Origin of the sequence: uncultured Flavonifractor sp., from assembly GCF_944385615.1 — a bacterium.
Taxonomy (GTDB): domain Bacteria; phylum Bacillota; class Clostridia; order Oscillospirales; family Oscillospiraceae; genus Flavonifractor.
Genome location: NZ_CALWXV010000003.1, coordinates 58,027 through 78,804, shown reverse-complemented (window position 1 = coordinate 78,804; position 20,778 = coordinate 58,027). Strand labels below are relative to the sequence as shown.

The window sequence follows — 20,778 nt, the reverse complement described above, 5'->3', positions numbered from 1 at the left end:
TGTTCTGTGCGGATGGGCCCCGCTGCGGGGGGCTCCATTCAGCTCCGGGGTCAGATCCCCCGCCGCCTCCATGCGGAATGTCGACGCTTTGTCCATTGGATCGCTCCCTTCCGGCTATGCATCGCAATTATCATTTTTCCCGCCAGAAAAAAATATACCCATTGCACGCACATTTTAGCATTGCAATTTTGAAAAGTTATGATACAATAGCGTTAGCTTTGAAGTTTGGAGGTGGATCCAATGGCCTATGTCATCAGCGACGCTTGCGTGAGCTGTGGCGCTTGTGAGGGCGCTTGCCCCGTTGGCGCGATCGCTCAGGGCGATGACCACTACGTAATCGATGCCGGTTCCTGCATCGACTGCGGTACTTGTGCCGATACCTGCCCCACGGGTGCTATTTCCCAGGGCTAATTGGTACATTGCGTAAGAAAACAGCGGCATACCAGTGGTATGCCGCTGTTTTTACATCCCTGAGCGGGCGGCGGCTTTGCCGCCCCGGAAAGAGAGAGGATCGTATATGCGTCTGAAAGGCAAGAGCCTGCTTCTGGTGGGCCTGACCCTGTTCTCCATGTTTTTTGGCGCGGGCAACCTAATCTTCCCTCCGGGCATCGCTTCCCAGGCGGGAACCGCCACCTGGCCCGCCTTTCTGGGCCTTGCCATCAGCGCCGTGGGCCTTCCAGTATTGGGTGTGGTGGCGGCGGCACGGTCCGGGGGCCTGGACCAGCTGTGCAGCCGGGTCCACCCGCTCTTCTCCAAGGCCTTCACCATCGTCACCTATCTGGCTATTGGCCCCTGTCTGGCCATTCCCCGCACCGCCACTACCTCCTTTGAGATGTCTGTGCCCCCCTTTGCCGGACCAGACGCCCCCCTCTCCCTCTTCCGGCTGGTCTATTCCCTGGTATTTTTTGCGGCGGCTCTGGTGATGGCTCTGCGGCCGGAAAAGCTCACCGACCGGCTGGGCAAGATCCTCTGCCCCATTCTGGTGGCTCTCATTGTGGTCACCTTTGCCGGTTGTCTGGTTAATCCCCTGTCCGGCTATGGGGCCGCCACCGGGGACTATGTGACCCATCCTGTGGTAAAGGGCTTTCTGGAGGGCTACCAGACCATGGACACCATTGCAGCGCTGGCCTTCGGCATCGTCATCGCCGTCAACATCCGGGCCAGAGGTGTGGAGGAGGACCAGGCTGTGGTCAAAGGCACCATCCGCTCCGGCATCATCGCCGGGGTGATGCTGCTCATTATCTACGCCATGCTGGCCCACATCGGTGCTCTGTCGGGCGGTGCGGTTCCCAATCCCACCGACGGCGCCGCCGCCCTCACCAATGTGGTGGGGCTGCTGTTTGGACCTATGGGCAACGCCCTGTTGGCGGTCATCTTCATCATCGCCTGCTTCAACGTATGTGTGGGGCTTATCAGCTCCTGTGGGGAGTTCTTCCACACCCTCTTTCCCAAGCTGAGCTACCGTGGCTGGGCGGTACTCTTCGCTCTGGTGAGCATGGTGATCTCCAACGCCGGTCTGGCCCAGATCATCTCGGTGTCCGCCCCGGTGCTGGGGGTGCTCTACCCCATGGCCATCGTGCTCATTGCCTTGTCCTTCTTCCAGCGCTGGCTGGAGGGGCGGCGGATGGTCTATCCGGTAGCCATTCTGTTTACCGGCGTAGCCAGCCTGCTCTACGCCCTGAAGGACGCCGGCCTTCCCCTTACCTTCCTGAAAGGGGTTCCTCTGGCCTCCATGGGGCTGGGTTGGGTGCTCCCCGCCGCGGCCGGTATTCTGCTGGGGCTGCTGCTCTCTGTCAAAAAGGCCTGAATCTCCCAAAGGGGATACCGCCGCGGCGGTATCCCCTTTGTTTTTTCTTGCCTTTTGTCCCATATACGGGTATGATAGTAACAATTGAATCCCAATCTGATGGTGATGCCTTTTGAGACGGTTTTTCCGTATTCTGCGGCGGCTTCTGCTGATTCTGCTGGTCCTGGCGGCGGCTGCCCTTCTGGGCTTCTGGCTGCTGCGCTGGCGGGGCCTGATCCTGTATTCCCACGAGTCCAACCCGGAGCAGTGGGAGATCTTTGGGGTGGATGTGTCCTCCTACCAGGGGACTGTGGACTGGTCGGCTCTGGCTGAGCAGGGCGTGGACTTTGCCTTTATCAAGGCCACCGAGGGCTCCTTGCTTCAGGACAAACAGTTTTCCGCCAACTGGGCCGGAGCGGCGGAGGCGGGTGTGCGCACCGGCGCCTATCACTTTCTCAGCTACGACAGCCCCGGTGAGACCCAGGCAGACAACTTCATTTCCATGGTCCCAGTGACCGAAGGCGCCCTGCCGCCGGTGGTGGACATTGAGTTTTATGGGGAGTATCTGGAGACCCCGCCGGACAAGGAGCACGTCCAGGCCATTCTGGACCCCCTGCTGGAACGGCTGGAGGCGCATTATGGGGCAAAGCCCATCCTGTATGTCACCTACCGCTCCTACTATAACTATCTGGCCGGGGGCAAGTATGACAGCTATCCCGTATGGTGCTCCAGCCCCACCCTGTTTCCCCTGCTGCCCCAATGGGACTTCTGGCAGTACTCCCACTCCGCCCGGCTGGAGGGCTATCATGGCGCCCAGCCCCTCATTGACCTGAACGTCTTTCGGGGCAGCAAAGCACAGTTCGAGGCCTTCGGTCTGGGGTAACAGGCGCTTCTATTCCGCTCCGCTTTTTGGTATAATACTCTCTGATACGATGCAAGTTTATGGCAAGGAGGCCCCTATGGACCAATTGACTGTACTGATACAAGAACTGAACCGCCGCATCCCCCAGCTGGAGCTGCGGGAACAGGAGCCCATGGCGGCCCACACCACCTTCCGCATCGGCGGCCCCGCCCGGCTGATGGCCCTGCCCAGAAGCCGGAAGGAGGCCATGGCTGCGGTCCGAGCGGCCAGAGAATTGGACATCACGCCCTTCTTCCTGGGCAACGGCAGCGATCTGCTGGTATCCGACAAGGGATATGGAGGCTTCGTCCTGAAAACCACCGGTCTTGATGATGTACGGGAGGTATGCCACCGCCTGCGGGCGGAGAGCGGCATCCCTCTGGCCCGGCTGGCCATGGCGGCCTGGGGCCGGGGCCTCACCGGTCTGGAGTTTGCCCACGGTATCCCCGGCACGCTGGGCGGCGGCGTCACCATGAACGCCGGGGCCTACGGCGGCGAGCTGGTCCAGGTACTGACTTCCGTCACCTTCCTCAATGAGACCGGTGAGGTGGTCACCCTGCCTGTGGAGGAGTGCGCCCTTACCTACCGGCACAGCCTGTTTACCGACCACCCAGAGTATCTCATTCTGGAGGCCGAGTTTGAACTGGCCCAGGGTGTTCCCTCCATCATCAAGATAAAAATGGATGAGCTGGCCCAGAAGCGCCGCTCCAAGCAGCCCCTGGAGCTGCCCAGCGCGGGCAGCACATTTAAACGGCCCGAGGGATATTTTGCCGCCGCCCTGATTGAGGAGTGCGGCCTGAAAGGCGTTGGGGTAGGCGGCGCCCAGGTATCGGAAAAACACGCCGGCTTCGTGGTCAATCGGGGTGGCGCTACCGCCGACGATGTGCGCCGGCTCATGGAGCTGGTTCAGAGCACCGTCCTCCGGGAGACCGGCGTGGCTCTGGAACCGGAAGTCAAGTTTTTGGGTTTTTGAGGTGAGTTCCCATGGATTTTATCATTATTTCCGGCCTGTCCGGTGCCGGAAAGAGTAAGGCTGCCTCCTTTCTGGAGGACATTGGATTTTATGTGGTGGACAACATGCCCGCCCCGCTGATCCCCAAATTTGCCGAGCTATGCATGGCCAATCCCGCCCGGTATGATCAAGTGGCCCTGGTCACCGATATCCGGGGCGGCCAGACCTTTGACGGACTGTTCTCCGCCCTGGATGCCCTGAAAGACATGGGATGCGCCTACAAGATCCTCTTTGTAGAGGCCAGTGTGGAGACCATCATCAAACGCTATAAAGAGACCCGCCGGGGCCATCCTCTGGCCGGCTCGGCCCACTCTTTGGACGAGGCGGTTCGGCTGGAGCGCACCGTCCTGACCCCGGTCCGGCAGCGGGCGGAATACATCATTGACACCTCCGCTCTCTCCACCGCCAAGCTGCGTGGGGAGGTACTGCGGCTCTTCGGTCACGGCGGGGACACCCCGGAGATGAGCGTCAGTGTGATCTCCTTCGGGTTTAAGTACGGCATCCCCATTGAGGCCGACCTGGTATTTGACGTGCGCTTTCTGCCCAACCCTTACTATATCGCAGAGCTGCGCCATCAGACCGGCCTGGACGACGGGGTGTATGATTTCGTATTCGGCTACCGACAGACCACTGACTTCATGACCTATCTGGAAAATCTCATCGGCTTTCTCCTCCCCCTCTATGTGGCGGAGGGTAAGGCCGCGCTGGTCATTGCCGTGGGCTGTACCGGCGGACAGCACCGCTCTGTGGCCATCACCCACGCTCTGGCCGAGTTTATCAAGCAAAAGGGCTATCAAGCCACCGAAAACCACCGGGATATGACCCGAGCATAAAGGAGGAGCCGCCGTGTATCAATCCTTTTATGAGCGCCGCTGGGCCCAGGGCCCCAAGATCGTCGCCATTGGCGGCGGCACCGGCCTGTCCACCATGCTGCGGGGTCTGAAGAACCACACCAAAAATCTGACCGCCATCGTCACTGTGGCCGATGACGGCGGCGGCTCCGGGATGCTGCGGCAGGATCTGGGGATGCCCCCTCCGGGGGATATCCGCCACTGTATGGAGGCCCTGGCCAACGCCGAGCCGGTGATGCAGCAGCTTTTGACCTACCGCTTTCCCCAGGGCTCTGGCAATCTCACCGGCCAGTCCTTCGGCAATCTGATCCTGGCCGCCCTCAACGGCATTTCCGGCTCCTTTGACGAGGCGGTGTCCAAAATGAGCCAGGTCCTAGCCATTACAGGACGGGTATTACCGGTGACCAACGCCGACGTGGTACTGGAGGCCACCTTTGAAAATGGCACCAAAGTCCAGGGAGAGTCCAAGATCAGCGACTTCAAAAAGGCCCAGGACTGCCGGATTGAGAGCGTACGTCTGCTGCCTGAACACCCCCAGGCCCTGCCTCAGGCCATTGAGGCCATCGGACAGGCCGATCTGATCCTGCTGGGCCCCGGCAGCCTGTATACCAGCGTCATTCCCAACCTGCTGGTGGACGGCATCTCGGAGGCGGTGTGCGCCTCCAAGGCCATAAAGATCTACATCTGTAATATCATGACCCAGGACGGCGAGACCGAGGGCATGACCGCCTCCGACCATGTGAAGGCCCTGCTGCGCCACTCCGGCCCCTGTCTGATCGACATCTGCCTGTGCAACTCCGCCCCAGTGCGGCCCGGCCTGTTGGAGCGGTACCGGGAGGAGGACGCCGCCCCCATTGTGGTGGATAAAGAGGCGATTGAAGCCCTGGGGGTGGAGCTGGTTACCCGGCCCCTGGCCTCCGAGACCCTGGATTACGCCCGCCACTCCTTCGCCCGGCTATCCGCCGCTGTGATGGACCTGTATCAGGAACGGGCCTCCACCCGGGTCCTGTAAGGAGGGCAGCTTCATGTCCTTTTCCACCCAGGTGAAGGCCGAGCTGTGCCGCGCCCCCCTCAACCGCAAGTGCTGCGCCCAGGCGGAGGCCTACGGCGTGCTGCTCTACTGTTCCCTGTCCACCCCTGCTGAGGTGCGTATCACCACCGAATCCCCGGAATTTGCCGACCGGCTGCCTCAGCTCTTTCAAAAAGCCTTTCAGGCGCGCTTTGACCGCCTGCCCAACCCAGGGGCGGGCAAGCGCGTCTTTTCCATCACCCACCCGGACAAGCTGTCCGCCTTGTGGTCGGTTTTCGGCCATGATCCGGCGGAGGCCCTGGTCCACCACATCAACTTTGCCGTGCTGGAGGAAGATCACTGCCGTACCGCCTTCCTGCGGGGGGCCTTTCTGGCGGGAGGCTCGGTCACCGACCCGGCCAAGCGCTATCATCTGGAGCTGGCCACCTCCCACCTGTCGGTCAGCCGGGAGTTATACGCTCTGCTGCTGGAGATGGGCTTCTCCCCCAAGGCCAGCCGCCGCAAGGCCAACGCCATCACCTATTTCAAGCAGAGCAACGCCATTGAGGATGTGCTCACCGCCATGGGGGCCCCACTGGCCGCTATGGCGCTGATGAACGCCAAGGCGGAAAAGGACCTGCGGGGCAGCGTCAACCGCCGGGTCAACTGCGACGCCGCCAATCTGGATAAGGCAGTGGACGCCGCGCAGGGACAGATCGAGGCCATCTATAAGCTGGAGGCCCGTGGAATGCTGGAGGAGCTGCCCGCCAAGCTGAAGGAAGCGGTAGACCTGCGGATGGCCCATCCGGAGCTCACCCTGTCCCAACTGGCAGAGTTGTGCGATCCGCCTGTCAGTAAATCCGCCTTCAACCACCGGCTGCGCAAGCTGATGGAACTGGCCCGTTCCTGATTGGGCCAGAGAGGAGAAACTGGTTATGATTACCTTGACTCAAACCTGGAAAAACATCTTCTGGGGCTGTATGATCGCTTTTGTGCTGCTGATCCTGTGCAGCTTTGTGTTCCGCCTCAGTCCCCTGTTCGCGCTGGCCCTGGTGGATGGCGTGGTCATCTGCATCCTGGCCCAGGGCAAGCTCCGCTGCCCTCATTGCCGCAAGTTTATTCTTCAGGAGGCCCTGAAGGTCAAGCTGGAGGGAGAAGTCACCTGCCCCAAGTGCCGCTCGGACATCACCATCTGCTGACAGACCGCACCACCCCACAATAGGAGGTATATCCATGTCCTTTGTCCACCTGCATGTCCATACCGAGTTTTCCCTGCTGGACGGCGCCTGCCGCATCCCCCTGCTGGTCAAGCGGGTAAAGGAGCTGGGCCAGCCCGCCGTGGCCATCACCGACCACGGGGTGATGTACGGCGTGGTGGACTTCTACAAGGCCTGCAAAGCGGAGGGGATCAAGCCCATCATTGGCTGTGAGGTATATGTGGCCCCCCGGAGCCGCACCGATCGGGTCCACGAGCTGGACGCCGCCATGTATCACCTGATCCTCCTGTGCCGCAATGAAGAGGGCTACCGCAATCTGTGCTATCTGGACTCCTATGCCTTCACCGAAGGCTTTTACATCAGGCCCCGCATTGATAAGGAGTTACTGCGGCAACACGCTGGGGGGCTTATCGCCCTGTCGGCCTGCCAGTCCGGCGAGGTACCCCGGCGCATCCTGGCAGGCGACTATGCCGGAGCCAAAGCCGCCGCTCTGGAGATGCGAGAGCTCTTTGGGGAGGATGGCTATTATCTGGAGCTCCAGGACCACAACCTGCCCAACGACCCGGCCATCAATCAGGGCCTGATCCGCCTCCACCAGGAGACTGGTATCCCCCTGGTGGTCACCAACGACGCCCACTACCTGCGCCGGGAGGACGCCCGGATGCAGGATACCCTGATGTGCATCCAGATGGGCAAGACGGTGGACGACCCCAACCGTCTGAAAATGGAGACCAGTGAGCTGTACGTCAAATCCACCGAGGAGATGGCCGCTCTCTTTCCCGACTACCCGGAGGCGGTGGAAAACACCCTGAAGATCGCCGAGCTGTGCAATATGGACTTCCAGTTCGGCACCTATCACCTGCCGGAATTCAAACTGCCTGATGGGTATACCGACGGAGACGCCTACTTTGAAGAGCTGTGTCAGCGGGGCTACGCTCGCCGCTATCCCGATGACCCGGAGGGCTACCGGGACCGGCTGACCTACGAGATGGGGGTCATCCGTCAGATGGGGTTTGTGGACTATTTTCTGATTGTCTCCGACTTTATTGGGTATGCTAAAAGCCAGGGCATCCCGGTGGGCCCCGGCCGGGGCTCGGCGGCAGGCTCCATGGTGGCCTACTGTATGGACATCACCGACGTGGACCCCATGAAATACTCCCTTTACTTCGAGCGCTTTCTCAACCCCGAGCGAGTCACCATGCCCGATATCGACATTGACTTCTGTATCCGCCGCCGGCAGGAGGTCATTGAGTATGTTCAGCGCAAGTACGGCGAAGACCATGTGGCCCAAATCGTCACCTTCGGCACCATGGCCGCCCGGGGGGCCATCCGGGACGTGGGCCGGGCCCTGAATATCCCCTACGCCGATGTGGACACGGTGGCCAAACAGGTGCCCAGCGGCCCCGGCGCCCTTCACATCACCCTGGACGAGGCCCTCAAGCTGTCCAAGCCCCTGCGGGAGGCCTACGAAGGGGACGAGCGGATCAAATCCCTCATCGACACCGCCAAGGCCATCGAAGGGATGCCCCGCCACGCCTCCACTCATGCCGCCGGAGTGGTCATTACCCGGCGCCCGGTGGTGGACTATGTACCTTTGGCAAAAAACGACGAGTCGGTGGTCACGCAGTACGTTATGACCACGCTGGAAGAACTGGGCCTTCTCAAAATGGATTTTCTGGGGCTGCGCAACCTGACCATTCTGGACGATACCGTCAAGCTGGTGGCTCAGAAACAGCCCGGGTTCTCTCTGGCGGACATTCCCGACAACGACCCGGCCGTGTTCCAGATGCTGTCCGACGGCAAAACCTCCGGCGTGTTCCAGATGGAATCCACCGGCATGACCGGGGTGTGCGTGGGCCTGAAGCCCCACAACATCGAGGACATCACCGCTATCATCGCCCTCTACCGCCCCGGCCCCATGGACTCCATCCCCCGATTCATCGCCTGCAAGCACAATCCGGACAAGGTAAAGTACAAGCACCCTGCCCTGGAGCCCATTCTGTCGGTGACCTATGGCTGTATCGTCTATCAGGAGCAGGTCATCGAGATCTTCCGCCGGCTGGCGGGATACACCATGGGCCAGGCCGACATGGTGCGCCGGGCCATCTCCAAAAAGAAAAAAGCCCAGATCGAAAAGGAGCGGCATACCTTTGTCCACGGCGACCCGGAGCGGAATATTGCCGGGTGTACCGCCAACGGCATCCCCCAACAGACCGCCGAGGATATTTACGACGAGATCGAAGCCTTTGCCCAGTATGCCTTCAACAAGGCCCACGCGGTAAGCTATGCCATCGTGGCCTACCACACCGCCTGGTTCAAGTGCCACTATACCAAGGAGTACATGGCTGCCCTCCTCACCTCGGTGCTGGACTCCAGTGAAAAGGTGGCGGAGTACATCGCCGAGTGTAAGGACTGCGGTATTACCCTTCTCCCCCCTGATATCAACGAGTCGGGAGCTGACTTCACTGTGGCCGGGGACCACCTGCGTTTTGGTCTGGTAGCATTAAAGGGTGTGGGCCGCGGCTTCATCAACGCTGTGCTGTCAGAACGTGAAAAGGCAGGACCCTTTACAAATTTCCCTGACTTCTGCCAGCGGATGTTCGACGCGGATTTGAACAAGCGGGTGCTGGAAAGTCTCATCAAGTGCGGCGCCTTTGACAGTATGGGGGTCTTCCGCTCTCAGCTGCTGGACGCCTATGAGTCTCTGGTGGATGCCATCGCCCAGAATAAGCGCAAAAATCTGGAGGGTCAGTTTGACCTGTTCGGCGGCGGTGGGGATGAGCCTCAGAGCTCTCCCCAGCTGGTGCTGAAAAACATCCCGGAGTTTTCCCGCCGGGAGCTGATGACCATGGAGAAGGAGACGACCGGTCTCTACCTCACCGGCCACCCCATGGACGAGTACCGGGAGCTGGTCAAGACTCTGAAAGCCGCCCCGATCGGGGCCATCCTCTCCGACTTTGACCAGGAGGGCGGTCCTACTACCTACCGGGACGAGCAGCGGATCACCATCGCCGGAGTGGTGTCGGCCTCCCGCACCCGCACCACCCGGAACAACACCCTAATGGCCTACGTCACTTTAGAGGATGACACCGGCTCCATGGAGATGCTGGTGTTCTCCCGGGCTCTGGGAGAGTGCGGTCCCTATCTCAAGGAAAATATGCCCCTGCTGGCTGAGGGGCGTATCTCGGTGCGGGATGAAAAGGCTCCCCAGCTCATGTGCGACCGGGTGCGTCCCCTGGACCACCTGCGGGAGGGGGGTGGACCTGAGACGCCTCCGCCCCAGATCAAGCCCAGACGGCTCTACATCCGTATTCCCGGGCTGGAGGACCCCCGCTGGCGCAAGATCCGGCTGATTCTTACCATGTTCCCCGGCACGGAGCAGCTGGTCGTCAAGTGCGACGACACGGGAAAACGTCTGTCCACCCCCTGTGTGATCCATCCGGCCCTGGCCGACGAGCTGCGGGAACTGCTGGGACCGGAAAATGTGGTGGTGAAGTAACCCTTCCGCGGCAAGGAGTAACCCTGTGAACATCAAAAAGCTATCTTCCTTCCTCTTTCAGCGCTCGGTGATCGTGGCCCTGCTGATTCTGCTGCAGGCCGTAGTGCTGCTGATACCCATGGTGTGGGCCTCCAACTATTATGTCTATGTGTACTGGGCCTGTGTGGTCCTGTCCCTGCTGGCGGTGCTGGTCATTGTCCGGCGGCAGACCGACCCGGGATATAAGATCGCCTGGATCATTCCCATCCTCCTCTTCCCCATGTTCGGCTGGCTGGTGTATCTGCTGTGCGGGGGCAACAAGCTGTCCGCCCGGATGCGCCGGAAGATGCAGGGCATGGACCGCACCATGCTGGAACAGCTGGAGCGGGACTACAAAGCCCAAACTCTGTCCGTTTTGGGCCGGGACGCGGTAAATCAGGCCCGTTACCTGGAGCGATATGCCCGCTGCCCGGTATACACCAACACCTGGACCCGGTACTTCCCGCTGGGGGACGACGCCTTCCCCGCCATGCTGGAGGAGCTTAAAAAGGCCAAGCGGTATATCTTCCTGGAATACTTCATCCTGGCTCCCGGCGTGTTCTGGGACAGCATTGTGGCTGTTTTGAAGGAAAAGCACGCCGCCGGGGTGGATGTGCGGGTGATCTATGACGACGTAGGCTCCCTGGGCACTCTGCCCGCCAATTACGCGGTCAAATTTGAGGAGGAGACTGGTATCCCCTGCTGCTTCTTCAACCGCTTCAAGCCGGTGATCTCCATCCGCATGAACAACCGGGACCACCGGAAACTGTGCATCATCGACGGCCACACCGCCTTTACCGGCGGCATCAACCTGGCCGATGAGTATATCAACCAAAAGCCCCGCTTCGGCCACTGGAAGGACAGCGCCATTCTGGTGAAGGGCGAGGCGGCCTGGAGCATGACGGTGATGTTTCTCACCATGTGGGAGTATATCCGGGAGGTGAAGGTGGATTACGACGCTCTCCGGCCTGCTGCCCTACCACCTGAGTCCACTCTGGGGAAAGACTGTTTTGTCCAGCCCTATGCAGATAATCCTCTGGACAATGAACCGGTGGGCGAGACGGTATACCTGAACCTGATCTCCAAGGCCAAGCGGTATATCTATATCATGACGCCCTATCTCATTGTCAGCGACAGCGTCAACACCGCTTTGTGCAACGCCGCCAAGTCGGGGGTGGATGTGCGCATCATGACGCCCCACATTCCCGACAAGAAGCTGGTGTTTGAGCTGACCCGCTCCCACTATCAACCTTTGCTGGAGGCGGGGGTCACCATTTTGGAATATACCCCCGGCTTTGTCCACGCCAAAAATGTGGTGGCGGATGATCTCTATGGGGTGGTGGGCACTATCAATATGGATTACCGGAGTATGTTCCTCCATTTTGAGGACGCGGTACTTCTCTACCGGGACTTTACCCTTCTGGACGTCAAGGCCGATTTTCTGGCTACCCAGCTCCAGTGCCGTGAGATCACGCTGGAGCAATGTCTGGAGCGGTCCTGGCCCCGGCGGCTGTTCCGCTCCATCCTGCGGGTATTGGCGCCGCTGGTGTAACTCTCAACAAAACGGTCCCCACGGCAATGTGCCGTGGGGACCGTTTTGTTGCTGTATCCTATACTTGTTCCACCACACCCACAAAGAGGGTGACGCCCTCAGCCTGGATCAGGAAGAGGAAGGGCCGGTCCAGATCCATGATACAGACCTTGGGGTCCTCCGGTGGGGCGGATGCTCCACTGTCCGCCAATAGCGTGACGGCGGCAGCCTCTACCCCTTCCTCGTTTACCTTTACCCGGGCGATCTGTTTGGCCTGGTCCAGCCACACCGGCTCCAAATCTGTCAGAGGGGAGAAATCAGAGACCTCCGGGTGGAATACATCGGTGATGCCCAGTCCCTCCAGGGTGGTTTTCAGGTCCAGGTCGGAGCTGACGTCAAACTTGGGCACCGACCACTGGACCTCACCATAAATGCCATCCTCAAAATCGGTGGTCTCCTTCAAAAACTCCGGATCGGCCAGCAGACCGGCAGGGCTGATACCCTCGTCGGGCAGTACAAAGATCATTTGTCCAAAGGTGGTACTCAGGGAAGCGGCCTGATAGCCGTCCTGCCGCAGAAAGGTCGCATCCTGGGTCATGTGCATGAAATCTACCCTGGTTTCGGTGCCGTCAGCGGCGGTGAAAACGTCTTCTTTCGTGTTGGATGGATGAAACTCATTCCTCCATCCCGCCTGGTAATAGAGCGTAGAGGCCAGTACCGCCAGGGTGTCAGTGTTGGTCTCCAGCACCTTGCCGTCAGAGCCGATCAGTCCTTTGGTCTGTTCCGATACCCAGGCACTGAGCGCGTTGTCCGCCTTGTCGGTGCCCATGGGCACCTGGTAGGAGCCGGTATAGTAGTGCTTGGCCAGAATATTCAGGGTATCCTGGTGGAATCCTATGTCTTCATTGAGCCAGATAGAGGTACCCAGCAGGGACGTGGCAGTACCGTCATCCAGATAGAGGGTGTGCCACAAAATGTCCGCCCACTCTTGCAGCTGCTCCGTGTCAAAGGCCCCCAAAACATCCAGTACCTGCTGCCGGGTATCTCCACCGGTGGTTTCTGCAAGCATGGCCAAGGCAAACCACAGGGATATGGGGGAATATACCCGGTTATCCTCCCCTGCCAACGCCAGAGTGGTGCTCTGTTCGGTAAAGTCCTCCAGCGCCTCCATAAGCGCGGGGGTATCTCTCAGTGCAGGAACCTCCTCTTGATAATCCCGCCAGGCGTTCCAATAGAGATCAAAGTCCTGATTGAACCGCTCCCAGGCGGCCTCATCGCCTCCCAGCGGCTCGGTGGGGTATTGGGGCAGATCAGGATACTCCGGCAGGGCAATGGCGTAGGCGCTGCCCCCCAGCGGCCCGCTGCCGCTTGACAAGCCCGGAATCCCAGTGACTAACAGGGCAATGGCCGCCACACCTGCCACACCCGCCGGGATCAGGGCTTTCAGGGGCTTTTTCTTCCGGCGGGGCCTCTCCCCCGTTATCGCCCGCTCCATGGCAGACCGGGTGGGGTGGAGAACCTCGTTGGCTCGTCTATAGCGCTCCATCATGGGTCAGTCATCTCCTTTCAGTTCCACCGCCAGCTTCTCCCGGCCCCGGGACAGCCAGCTTTTTACCGTCCCTTCCCGGGCCCCGGTAAGGGCTGCGATCTCTGTCACCGAGTAGCCCTCATAATAGTGCAGGTGGAGAGCGGTACGGTATTTCCGAGGCAGGGCCAGCACTGCCTGATAGACCTCCCGGTCCTCCGGCTCCATAGCTTGGGTTACCGCCTCCTCCAGAGGCAGGTGAGTCCGCCAGCGAGCGGACAACAGCGTGTTGGTACAGTTCAGGGTACAGCGGATGAGCCAGGCCTTTCGATGCTCGTCGCTGTCCAGGTTCTCCTGATGTCGAAAGAAACGGGAAAACACCTCCTGAAATACATCCTCACTGTCCTGAATATGGCGGGTGCGGGCCAATGCCAGCCGCCACACCATATCCCCCCAGCGGTCTATCTGTGCCCGGGCGCTCCTCTCGTCTGTCATGGCGCTTCACCTCTCTTTTGGGCATCCAGGTCCCGTCGGTTCCCCGCCGCCCATGCCCATGGACAGCGGCCCTCTCCGGCCCTCTGGTACCAATAATACCACGGTTCCCATCAAATGGTTGCAACGCGTCCGATGTTTTCTTTCCAACATCTTAAAGATTGATAAATTTTCATTGCCCCTCTTTACAGCGGCCAGTTTTTCGGCTACAATGAGGATTAGATTTTAACCGGGAGGTGTGATAGGTATGGAGCCGGATTATACCCGTAAATTCAGCATCCGCTACGAAAAGGACCCTGAGATCAAAGAGGTGCTGACCTCCGTATACAGCTCCCTTCAGGAGAAGGGATACAACCCCATCAATCAGATCGTGGGGTACATCCTCTCGGAGGACCCGACCTATATTACCAACTACAACAATGCCCGGGCCTTGATCCGCAAGCTGGATCGGGACGAGCTGTTGCAGGAATTGGTCAAGCAGTATCTCAGAGACTGACCTTGCGGAATCCCAAAAGGCGCGCTGTATGTGAGCAGCGCGCCTTTTTCCATCTATCTTTTCTTTTTTGTTGCCGCTGCAACAGATATGGGAAGGTGTGTCTGGTATACTATCCTCACTCAGAAGCAAGGAGGCGTTCCAAATGAAACGCAAAATCATAAAGATCGACGAGACTCTGTGCAACGGCTGCGGCCTGTGCGCCGCCGCCTGTCACGAAGGGGCCATTGAGATGGTGGACGGCAAGGCAAAGCTCACCCGGGAGGACTACTGTGACGGACTGGGAGACTGTCTGCCCGCCTGCCCCACCGGAGCCATCACCTTTGAGGAACGGGAGGCCCCGGCCTATGACCACGCCGCCGTACTGGCCGCCAAGGCGGCAAAGGCCGCGCCCCAGCCCTGTGGCTGCCCTGGCAGCATGAGCCGCACCATCCGCCCAGAGCATCAGGCCCCCTCCCCCACCGCCGGAACTGTCCCCAGCCAGCTGCGCCAGTGGCCGGTCCAGATCAAGCTGGCCCCGGTGAATGCCCCCTATTTTGACGGCTGCCACCTGCTCATCGCCGCCGATTGCACCGCCTACGCCTACGGCAGCTTCCATCAGGATTTCATCCAAGGCAAGGTGACCCTGATCGGCTGCCCCAAGCTGGACGAAGGGGATTACACGGAAAAGCTCACCGCCATCCTGGCGAGCAATCATGTAAAAGAAGTCACTGTGGTCCGCATGACGGTACCCTGCTGCGGCGGCATCCAGCGGGCAGTCCAGACCGCTGTGGCCGCCAGCGGAAAGGACATTCCTCTCCATGTGGTGGTGATTTCCCCCGACGGTACCCTGCAATAACATACCAGACAGCAAAATCCCCTGTGGATACCCTGAAAAACAGGTTTCCACAGGGGATTTTTATACTGATACGCTTACCCCACCAGATAGGGGGCAACCCACTGGAAGCAGCCCACCAGGATACAGGCCAGCACCAGCATCAGCAGCGCCCACTTCAGCACGGCGGCCAGCACCTTGCTGTCCTGACCCACCAGGCCCACTGCCGCCACGGCAGTGGCGATGCACTGGGGCGAGAGGATCTTGCCGATGCCCGCGCCCACCGAGTTGGCTGCCGCCAGCCAGTAGGGCGAGGCCCCGATGGCCACCGCCGCCTCCGACTGAAGCCGGCCCAGCAGCACTTCAGTATTGGTGCCGCTGCCGGTGACAAAGGCGCCGATGGCAGCGATGATAGGAGAGACAAAGGGATAAAACACACCGGTGATGGAGACAAACAGGCCGGCCATATCAGAGATCATGCCGGAGTAGGTCATGATCTTGGCCACCGCCAGCACCGCCATGATAGTGATGATGGTGCGGCTCATCTGCTTCAGGGTATCCAGGAAGGTCTGCCACATCAGCTTGGCACTGGCCTTCTGGACGATCCCCCCGATGATGGCCGCCACAAAGATCATCACACCGGGGGTATTCACCCAGCTGAAGGAGGTCAAACCCGCCGCCGCCGAGGTGCTGATCTGGAAGGAAGAGGAGAACTGGGCCAAGAAGCTGTTGACCGGCGGCACCAGCTTGGAGGTCACCAGCAGCAGGACGAAAATCAGCAGGAAGGGCAGAAAGGCAACCAACGGAGACATGGCGCTCTCCTTTGCCTCCTGGGCCGTCTGGCCTCCTGTCATCTGATACTCCTGGGGAATGGCCTTGCCCTTGCGGGTCCGGGCCATCAACAAAGTACAGACCAGGGAGACCACGCTGCCCACTACCACAGTCAGCTCAGGCCCCAGGAAGTAGGACACCAGTAGCTCAGGCAGAAGGAAGGACAGCCCAGCCACCAGCGTAATGCCCACCACGCCCTTCAAAGCCTTGATTCCGCCGCCTCCGGCGATGACCATCAGGAAGGGCATGAGGATCATAAAGGGCGCCATCTCCACCACGGTGGTGAAGGCCAGCGGAATGGCATCCAGGCCGGTGACGCTGACCAGCGTAGTGGTAGGGATACCAACAGAGCCGAAGGCCGTGGGGAAGGCGTTTGCCAGCATACACACCAAGCAGGACAGAACCGGGTCCATACCCATACCGGCCAGCATACCGGCGGGAATCGCCACTGCGGTACCAAAGCCGGCCATACCCTCCAAAAAGCCGCCGAAGCACCAGCCGATGAGCAGGATGATGACCCGCTTATCCCCCGACACATTGGACAGCATCCGCTTGATGACGTCCATAGCGCCGGTGCGCAAAGACAGATTATAGGTGAAGATCGCGGCGATAATGACCAGGATGATGGGCCACAATGCCGCCGCAAAGCCCTCCAGCGCTGAGGTCACACAGTCCACCGGCGGCATCTTCCACAGGGTAAGGGCCAGTACAGCGGCAATGACCAGCGCGATCAGACAGGCCCGATGGCCCGGCATCTTCAGAACAGCCAAAGCGATGACCAGCCAGACAATAGGCAGCAGAGTAAGTACAGACATCAGCAATGTCATAGAAAACGGGACCTCCTTCTTCTCCCGCCGCCGTCCGCATCCGGGCGGCAGTTCCTTTTTATTGGTTCTACCAGTTTAAATAAAAAATAAATTTCTCGGCCAATCCCTCCTTGATTCTATGGCCAGCGCTATCCATCTCAGGCCGGCCATCTATAAACTAGATAGTATTTATTATAAGATTTCATGTGAAGAATGTCTATAACATTTCCTTATTTTCGTTCAAAATTATCATTTTGCATAAATCTCATCTTCAATTTTAGGAATATGAGAGAAAATGAAAACCAGGGATTGCTTTTTTCAAAAAATGTGGTAAAGTGTTGTCAGCAACAAAGTGGTCGAACCAATTTAACCACCATGATCTGATACGCTAAGGAGGTAACTGCAATGGCACTTACGATCCCCTTCGGAACAGCCGGCATGACCCTTCACGCCGATCTGTCCGGGGCAGAGGTCCTCACCTCCCACATTGGGGAGCTGACCGCCTCTGACACCGAAGACGGTCTGGTTCTGACCGCCATGGCCTCCCCCATTCAATCCAAACCCCTGTATGAGTTGGCCGCCGGAAAAAAGACGTGTACCATCATCATCAGCGACCATACTCGTCCCGTCCCCAGCAAGCATATCCTGCCCCACATGCTGGGGGAGCTGCGCCGGGGCAATCCCAACATCCAGATCACCCTGCTGGTGGCCACCGGTTTCCACCGACCCACCACAAAGGAAGAGCTGGTGGGCAAGCTGGGCGAGGACATTGTGGAGCATGAGAAGATTGTGATCCATGACAGCCGGGACCCCGCCTCCAATGTGAAAATCGGCGTGCTCCCTTCCGGCGCCGACTGTGTGATTGACCGGCTGGCGGTGGAAACCGACCTGCTGGTGGCCGAGGGCTTCATTGAGCCCCACTTCTTCGCCGGCTTCTCCGGCGGCCGCAAGAGTGTGCTCCCCGGCGTGTGCGATCAGGTCACCGTACTGGGCAATCACTGCTCCAAGTTCATCGCCTCCCCCTACGCCCGCACCGGCGTACTGGATGGCAATCCCCTTCACACCGATATGCTGGCCGCCGCCAAGATGGCCAAGCTGGCTTATATCGTAAATGTCATCATTGATGAGGACAAAAAGGTAGTGGCCGCCTTTGCCGGCGACCCGGAGACCGCCCACCGCAAAGGCTGCGACTTCCTGCTGGGCTACTGTCAGGTCAAGCCGGAGCGCCGGGGCGATATCGTCATCTCCAGCAACGGCGGCTACCCCTTGGATCAGAATATCTACCAGAGCGTCAAGGGCCTCACTGCGGCGGAGGCCGCCGCAGCCGAGGGCGGGGTGCTCATCATGGTCAGCTCCTGCATGGACGGGGCCGGCGGGGACAGTTTCTATCATGCCCTGCGGGACGCCTCCTCCCCCCAGGCCCTGACCGAGGAGATTCTGGCCACGCCTCAGGACCACACCAAGCCCGACCAGTGGGAGTTCCAGATCCTGGCCCGTGTGCTGTGTAAGCACCGCGTGATCTACGTCACCGTGCCCGAGCAGCGCCAGACCATTGAGGACATGAAGATGGAGTGGGCCCCCGATGTGGACACCGCTCTGGAGCGGGCCCGTCAGGCCAAGGGACCGGATGCCCATCTGGTGGTCATTCCCAACGGTATTTCGGTGATGGTGCGGGAGTAAGTTTTTTCTCGCATATTAGTCTTTCATTTTGAAGTAACAGCAATATGGAGGAGGTTTTACTTATGGCAACGTACAATCCTGTCACGCCTGAAATCATTGCCCAGCTGGAGCAAGTCGTTCCCGGCCGTGTGGTGGTCGGTCAGGATGTGAACCCCGACTATGCCCGGGACGAGATGCCCATCTACGGCGTCAAAATGCCCGAGGTAGCCATCGACGTGCTCACCACCGAAGAGGTGGCCGGTATTGTCAAGATCTGCTATGATAACAACATCCCCGTTACCACCCGGGGCGCCGGTACCGGTCTGGTGGGCGGCTGCACCCCCGTGTGCGGCGGCGTGGTGCTGTGTACCATGCGGATGAATAAGATCCTCAATTATGACCTGGAGAACTTCGCCGTTACCGTTCAGCCCGGTGTCCTCCTCCAGCAGCTGGCCGACGACGCCCTTACCCACGGCTGCCTCTATCCCCCCGATCCCGGCGAGAAGATGGCTACCTTGGGCGGCAACGTGGCCACCAACGCCGGTGGTATGCGGGCCGTGAAGTACGGCGCTACCCGTGACTATGTCCGGGCCATGACCGTGGTCCTCCCCACCGGCGAGATCACCCACTTCGGCAGCACCGTCTCCAAGACCAGCTCCGGCTACAGCCTGACCAACCTGATGGTTGGCTCCGAGGGTACTTTGGGCATTATCACCGAGATGACCCTGAAGCTCATCCCCGCCCCCAAAGCCACCGTCAGCCTTATCGTGCCCTTTGAGGACCTGGACGCCTGTATCTCCACTGTGCCCAAGGTGTTCATGCACCACTTCAAGCCCCAGGCTGTGGAGTTCTTTGAGAAGGAGATCCTGGTCTCCTCCGAGGAATATCTGGGCAAGCAGGTCTTCCCCCGCCAGATCGAGGGCGTGGAGGCCGGCGCTTATCTGCTGCTTACCTTCGACGGCGAGTCCATGGACGAGCTGGACCCCATCGTGGAGAGCGCCGCCGAGATGCTGGTGGAAGAGGGCGCACTGGACGTGCTTATTGCCGACACCCCGCCCAAGCTGAAAGACGCCTGGGCTGCCCGTTCCTCCTTCCTGGAGGGTATTGAGGAGCAGACCAAGCTGCTGGACGAATGTGACGTGGTGGTACCCGTCAACAAGATTGCCCCCTATGTGGCCTTTGTCAATGAGATCAAGGGCAAGTATGACTTTGAAGTTAAGTATTTCGGTCACGCCGGCGACGGTAACCTGCACATCTATGAGTGTTCCAACACCATGGAGGAGGGCGAGTTCCGCAAGCAGGTGGATGAATTCCTCAGCGCCATTTATCAGAAGGCCATGGAGCTGGGCGGCCAGATCTCCGGTGAGCACGGCATCGGCTACGGCAAGGTCAAGTACCTGGCTGAGGCGGTGGGACCGGTGAATATGGCCCTGATGCAGGGCATCAAGAAGGTCTTTGACCCCAAGATGATCCTCAACCCCGGCAAGGTCTGCTGCACCCTGTAAGCGCTGAGAAAGGAGCTTTGCTATGAATATTCTGGTATGCATCAAGCAGGTCCCGGACACGACGGAGATCAAGATCGACCCCGTCACCAACACCCTGGTCCGGGACGGCGTCCCCAGCATCATCAATCCCTTTGACGGCTACGCCCTGGAGGCCGCCGCCCGCATCAAGGACCAGGACCCCGATACCCGTATCGTGGTGCTGTCCATGGGCCCCAAGCAGGCGGAGGCCGCTCTGCGGGAGGCTCTGGCCATTGCCGCCGACAAGGCCTATCTGGTCACCGACCGGATGTTTGGCGGGTCGGACACCCTGGCCACCAGCTACATCCTGTACAACGCCATTTCCAAGGTGGAAGAGCTGGAGGGACTCAAGTTTGACGCTATCTTCTGTGGCAAGCAGGCCATTGACGGCGATACCGCTCAGGTTGGCCCCGAGCTGGCCGAGCTGCTCAACTATCCCCAGGTTACCTATGCCCTGGAGGCCACCAATGCCGACGGTACCCTGCACATCCTGAAGGAGGGTGAGGACGGCAACTACCTCATCGGCGTCAAGACTCCCTGCCTCATCACCTTCACCAAGCCCTCCTTTGACCCCCGCTTCCCCACCATCAAGCGGAAAATGGCCGCCCGCAAGGCTGTCATTGAGAACCTGACCTCCGCCGAGCTGCCCAACATCGACCCCGCCCGGGCCGGTCTGAAGGGCTCCCCCACCAAGGTCAAGAAGACCTTTGTGCCTCCCCGCAAGGAGGCCGGTGTGGTCATCAAGGAAGAGACCGGCGAAGAGTCCGCTCAGAAGCTGTTCACGCTGCTGAGCGAGGCCCATGTGATTTAA

18 protein-coding genes are annotated in these 20,778 nt (G+C 59.8%); 15 read left to right on the top strand and 3 right to left on the bottom strand.

Going from position 1 to position 20,778, the window contains the following annotated elements; all coding sequences use genetic code 11:
- Positions 1–240: 240 nt before the first annotated feature.
- The 10 genes from Q0J75_RS02085 (at position 241) to cls (ending at position 11,845) form a co-directional block, all read left to right on the top strand.
- The gene (locus tag Q0J75_RS02085) at positions 241–411 is read left to right on the top strand and encodes a DUF362 domain-containing protein (RefSeq protein ID WP_087189254.1); all 171 of its coding nucleotides are present in this window, start codon (positions 241–243) and stop codon (positions 409–411) included.
- 106 nt (positions 412–517) lie between these two features.
- Entirely contained in the window at positions 518–1,807 is a 1,290-nt protein-coding gene (gene brnQ, locus Q0J75_RS02080; protein ID WP_297196303.1) for a branched-chain amino acid transport system II carrier protein, read from the top strand.
- A gap of 112 nt (positions 1,808–1,919) precedes the next feature.
- Positions 1,920–2,669, top strand: a complete 750-nt coding sequence (locus Q0J75_RS02075; protein WP_297196301.1) for a glycoside hydrolase family 25 protein — start codon at positions 1,920–1,922, stop codon at positions 2,667–2,669.
- Positions 2,670–2,745: 76 nt separating this feature from the next.
- Positions 2,746–3,660 carry a UDP-N-acetylmuramate dehydrogenase gene (murB, locus tag Q0J75_RS02070; protein ID WP_297196299.1) on the top strand — a complete coding sequence of 305 codons (915 nt, stop codon included), beginning with the start codon at positions 2,746–2,748 and terminating at the stop codon, positions 3,658–3,660.
- An 11-nt stretch (positions 3,661–3,671) separates the two neighbouring features.
- A complete protein-coding gene (gene rapZ / locus Q0J75_RS02065) occupies positions 3,672–4,532 on the top strand; it encodes an RNase adapter RapZ (protein ID WP_297196297.1) in 861 nt (286 codons plus the stop codon).
- A 13-nt stretch (positions 4,533–4,545) separates the two neighbouring features.
- Positions 4,546–5,562 carry a gluconeogenesis factor YvcK family protein gene (locus tag Q0J75_RS02060; RefSeq protein WP_297196295.1) on the top strand — a complete coding sequence of 339 codons (1,017 nt, stop codon included), beginning with the start codon at positions 4,546–4,548 and terminating at the stop codon, positions 5,560–5,562.
- A 13-nt stretch (positions 5,563–5,575) separates the two neighbouring features.
- Entirely contained in the window at positions 5,576–6,469 is an 894-nt protein-coding gene (gene whiA / locus Q0J75_RS02055; protein ID WP_297196293.1) for a DNA-binding protein WhiA, read from the top strand.
- 25 nt (positions 6,470–6,494) lie between these two features.
- Positions 6,495–6,758: a hypothetical protein gene (locus tag Q0J75_RS02050; RefSeq protein ID WP_297196291.1), complete on the top strand. Its 264-nt coding sequence runs from the start codon at positions 6,495–6,497 to the stop codon at positions 6,756–6,758.
- A 34-nt stretch (positions 6,759–6,792) separates the two neighbouring features.
- Complete coding sequence (locus Q0J75_RS02045) at positions 6,793–10,275, top strand: DNA polymerase III subunit alpha (RefSeq protein WP_297196289.1); 3,483 nt, start codon at positions 6,793–6,795, stop codon at positions 10,273–10,275.
- Positions 10,276–10,300: 25 nt separating this feature from the next.
- A complete protein-coding gene (gene cls / locus Q0J75_RS02040; RefSeq protein ID WP_297196287.1) occupies positions 10,301–11,845 on the top strand; it encodes a cardiolipin synthase in 1,545 nt (514 codons plus the stop codon).
- Positions 11,846–11,903: 58 nt separating this feature from the next.
- Here cls and Q0J75_RS02035 read toward each other — a convergent pair whose 3' ends face one another.
- Together Q0J75_RS02035 and Q0J75_RS02030 are read right to left on the bottom strand one after the other, a co-directional pair.
- Positions 11,904–13,373, bottom strand: a complete 1,470-nt coding sequence (locus tag Q0J75_RS02035) for a serpin family protein (RefSeq protein ID WP_297196286.1) — start codon at positions 13,371–13,373, stop codon at positions 11,904–11,906.
- A 3-nt stretch (positions 13,374–13,376) separates the two neighbouring features.
- Positions 13,377–13,844 (bottom strand): RNA polymerase sigma factor, encoded by a 468-nt coding sequence (locus Q0J75_RS02030; RefSeq protein ID WP_297196285.1) that lies wholly within the window; start codon positions 13,842–13,844, stop codon positions 13,377–13,379.
- Between the two features lie 244 nt (positions 13,845–14,088).
- Between Q0J75_RS02030 and Q0J75_RS02025 the strand changes: the two genes are divergently transcribed.
- Positions 14,089–14,337 carry an IreB family regulatory phosphoprotein gene (locus tag Q0J75_RS02025; RefSeq protein WP_087338832.1) on the top strand — a complete coding sequence of 83 codons (249 nt, stop codon included), beginning with the start codon at positions 14,089–14,091 and terminating at the stop codon, positions 14,335–14,337.
- Positions 14,338–14,479: 142 nt separating this feature from the next.
- Positions 14,480–15,172: an ATP-binding protein gene (locus tag Q0J75_RS02020; RefSeq protein ID WP_297196283.1), complete on the top strand. Its 693-nt coding sequence runs from the start codon at positions 14,480–14,482 to the stop codon at positions 15,170–15,172.
- Positions 15,173–15,246: 74 nt separating this feature from the next.
- Here the strand turns inward: Q0J75_RS02020 and Q0J75_RS02015 are convergent, their stop codons facing one another.
- Positions 15,247–16,806 (bottom strand): L-lactate permease, encoded by a 1,560-nt coding sequence (locus tag Q0J75_RS02015; RefSeq protein WP_297196281.1) that lies wholly within the window; start codon positions 16,804–16,806, stop codon positions 15,247–15,249.
- Between the two features lie 384 nt (positions 16,807–17,190).
- On the opposite strand from Q0J75_RS02015, the gene larA reads away from it, so the two are divergent.
- The 3 genes from larA (at position 17,191) to Q0J75_RS02000 (ending at position 20,778) form a co-directional block, all read left to right on the top strand.
- Positions 17,191–18,465 (top strand): nickel-dependent lactate racemase, encoded by a 1,275-nt coding sequence (larA, locus tag Q0J75_RS02010; protein WP_297196279.1) that lies wholly within the window; start codon positions 17,191–17,193, stop codon positions 18,463–18,465.
- A gap of 62 nt (positions 18,466–18,527) precedes the next feature.
- On the top strand, positions 18,528–19,949 hold the full coding sequence (locus Q0J75_RS02005; RefSeq protein WP_297196277.1) for an FAD-binding oxidoreductase: 1,422 nt from the start codon (positions 18,528–18,530) through the stop codon (positions 19,947–19,949).
- A gap of 22 nt (positions 19,950–19,971) precedes the next feature.
- Entirely contained in the window at positions 19,972–20,778 is an 807-nt protein-coding gene (locus Q0J75_RS02000) for an electron transfer flavoprotein subunit beta/FixA family protein (RefSeq protein WP_087338817.1), read from the top strand.

What these genes read in the sequence shown, in the direction of transcription:
- Q0J75_RS02035 (WP_297196286.1), bottom strand. Translation starts at nt 13,373, where the DNA reads ATGATGGAGCGCTATAGACGAGCCAACGAGGTTCTCCACCCCACCCGG.
- brnQ (WP_297196303.1), top strand. Translation starts at nt 518, where the DNA reads ATGCGTCTGAAAGGCAAGAGCCTGCTTCTGGTGGGCCTGACCCTGTTC.
- whiA (WP_297196293.1), top strand. Translation starts at nt 5,576, where the DNA reads ATGTCCTTTTCCACCCAGGTGAAGGCCGAGCTGTGCCGCGCCCCCCTC.
- Q0J75_RS02085 (WP_087189254.1), top strand. Translation starts at nt 241, where the DNA reads ATGGCCTATGTCATCAGCGACGCTTGCGTGAGCTGTGGCGCTTGTGAG.
- Q0J75_RS02000 (WP_087338817.1), top strand. Translation starts at nt 19,972, where the DNA reads ATGAATATTCTGGTATGCATCAAGCAGGTCCCGGACACGACGGAGATC.
- Q0J75_RS02015 (WP_297196281.1), bottom strand. Translation starts at nt 16,806, where the DNA reads ATGACATTGCTGATGTCTGTACTTACTCTGCTGCCTATTGTCTGGCTG.
- larA (WP_297196279.1), top strand. Translation starts at nt 17,191, where the DNA reads ATGGCACTTACGATCCCCTTCGGAACAGCCGGCATGACCCTTCACGCC.
- rapZ (WP_297196297.1), top strand. Translation starts at nt 3,672, where the DNA reads ATGGATTTTATCATTATTTCCGGCCTGTCCGGTGCCGGAAAGAGTAAG.
- Q0J75_RS02050 (WP_297196291.1), top strand. Translation starts at nt 6,495, where the DNA reads ATGATTACCTTGACTCAAACCTGGAAAAACATCTTCTGGGGCTGTATG.
- murB (WP_297196299.1), top strand. Translation starts at nt 2,746, where the DNA reads ATGGACCAATTGACTGTACTGATACAAGAACTGAACCGCCGCATCCCC.
- Q0J75_RS02025 (WP_087338832.1), top strand. Translation starts at nt 14,089, where the DNA reads ATGGAGCCGGATTATACCCGTAAATTCAGCATCCGCTACGAAAAGGAC.
- Q0J75_RS02005 (WP_297196277.1), top strand. Translation starts at nt 18,528, where the DNA reads ATGGCAACGTACAATCCTGTCACGCCTGAAATCATTGCCCAGCTGGAG.
- Q0J75_RS02045 (WP_297196289.1), top strand. Translation starts at nt 6,793, where the DNA reads ATGTCCTTTGTCCACCTGCATGTCCATACCGAGTTTTCCCTGCTGGAC.
- Q0J75_RS02020 (WP_297196283.1), top strand. Translation starts at nt 14,480, where the DNA reads ATGAAACGCAAAATCATAAAGATCGACGAGACTCTGTGCAACGGCTGC.
- Q0J75_RS02030 (WP_297196285.1), bottom strand. Translation starts at nt 13,844, where the DNA reads ATGACAGACGAGAGGAGCGCCCGGGCACAGATAGACCGCTGGGGGGAT.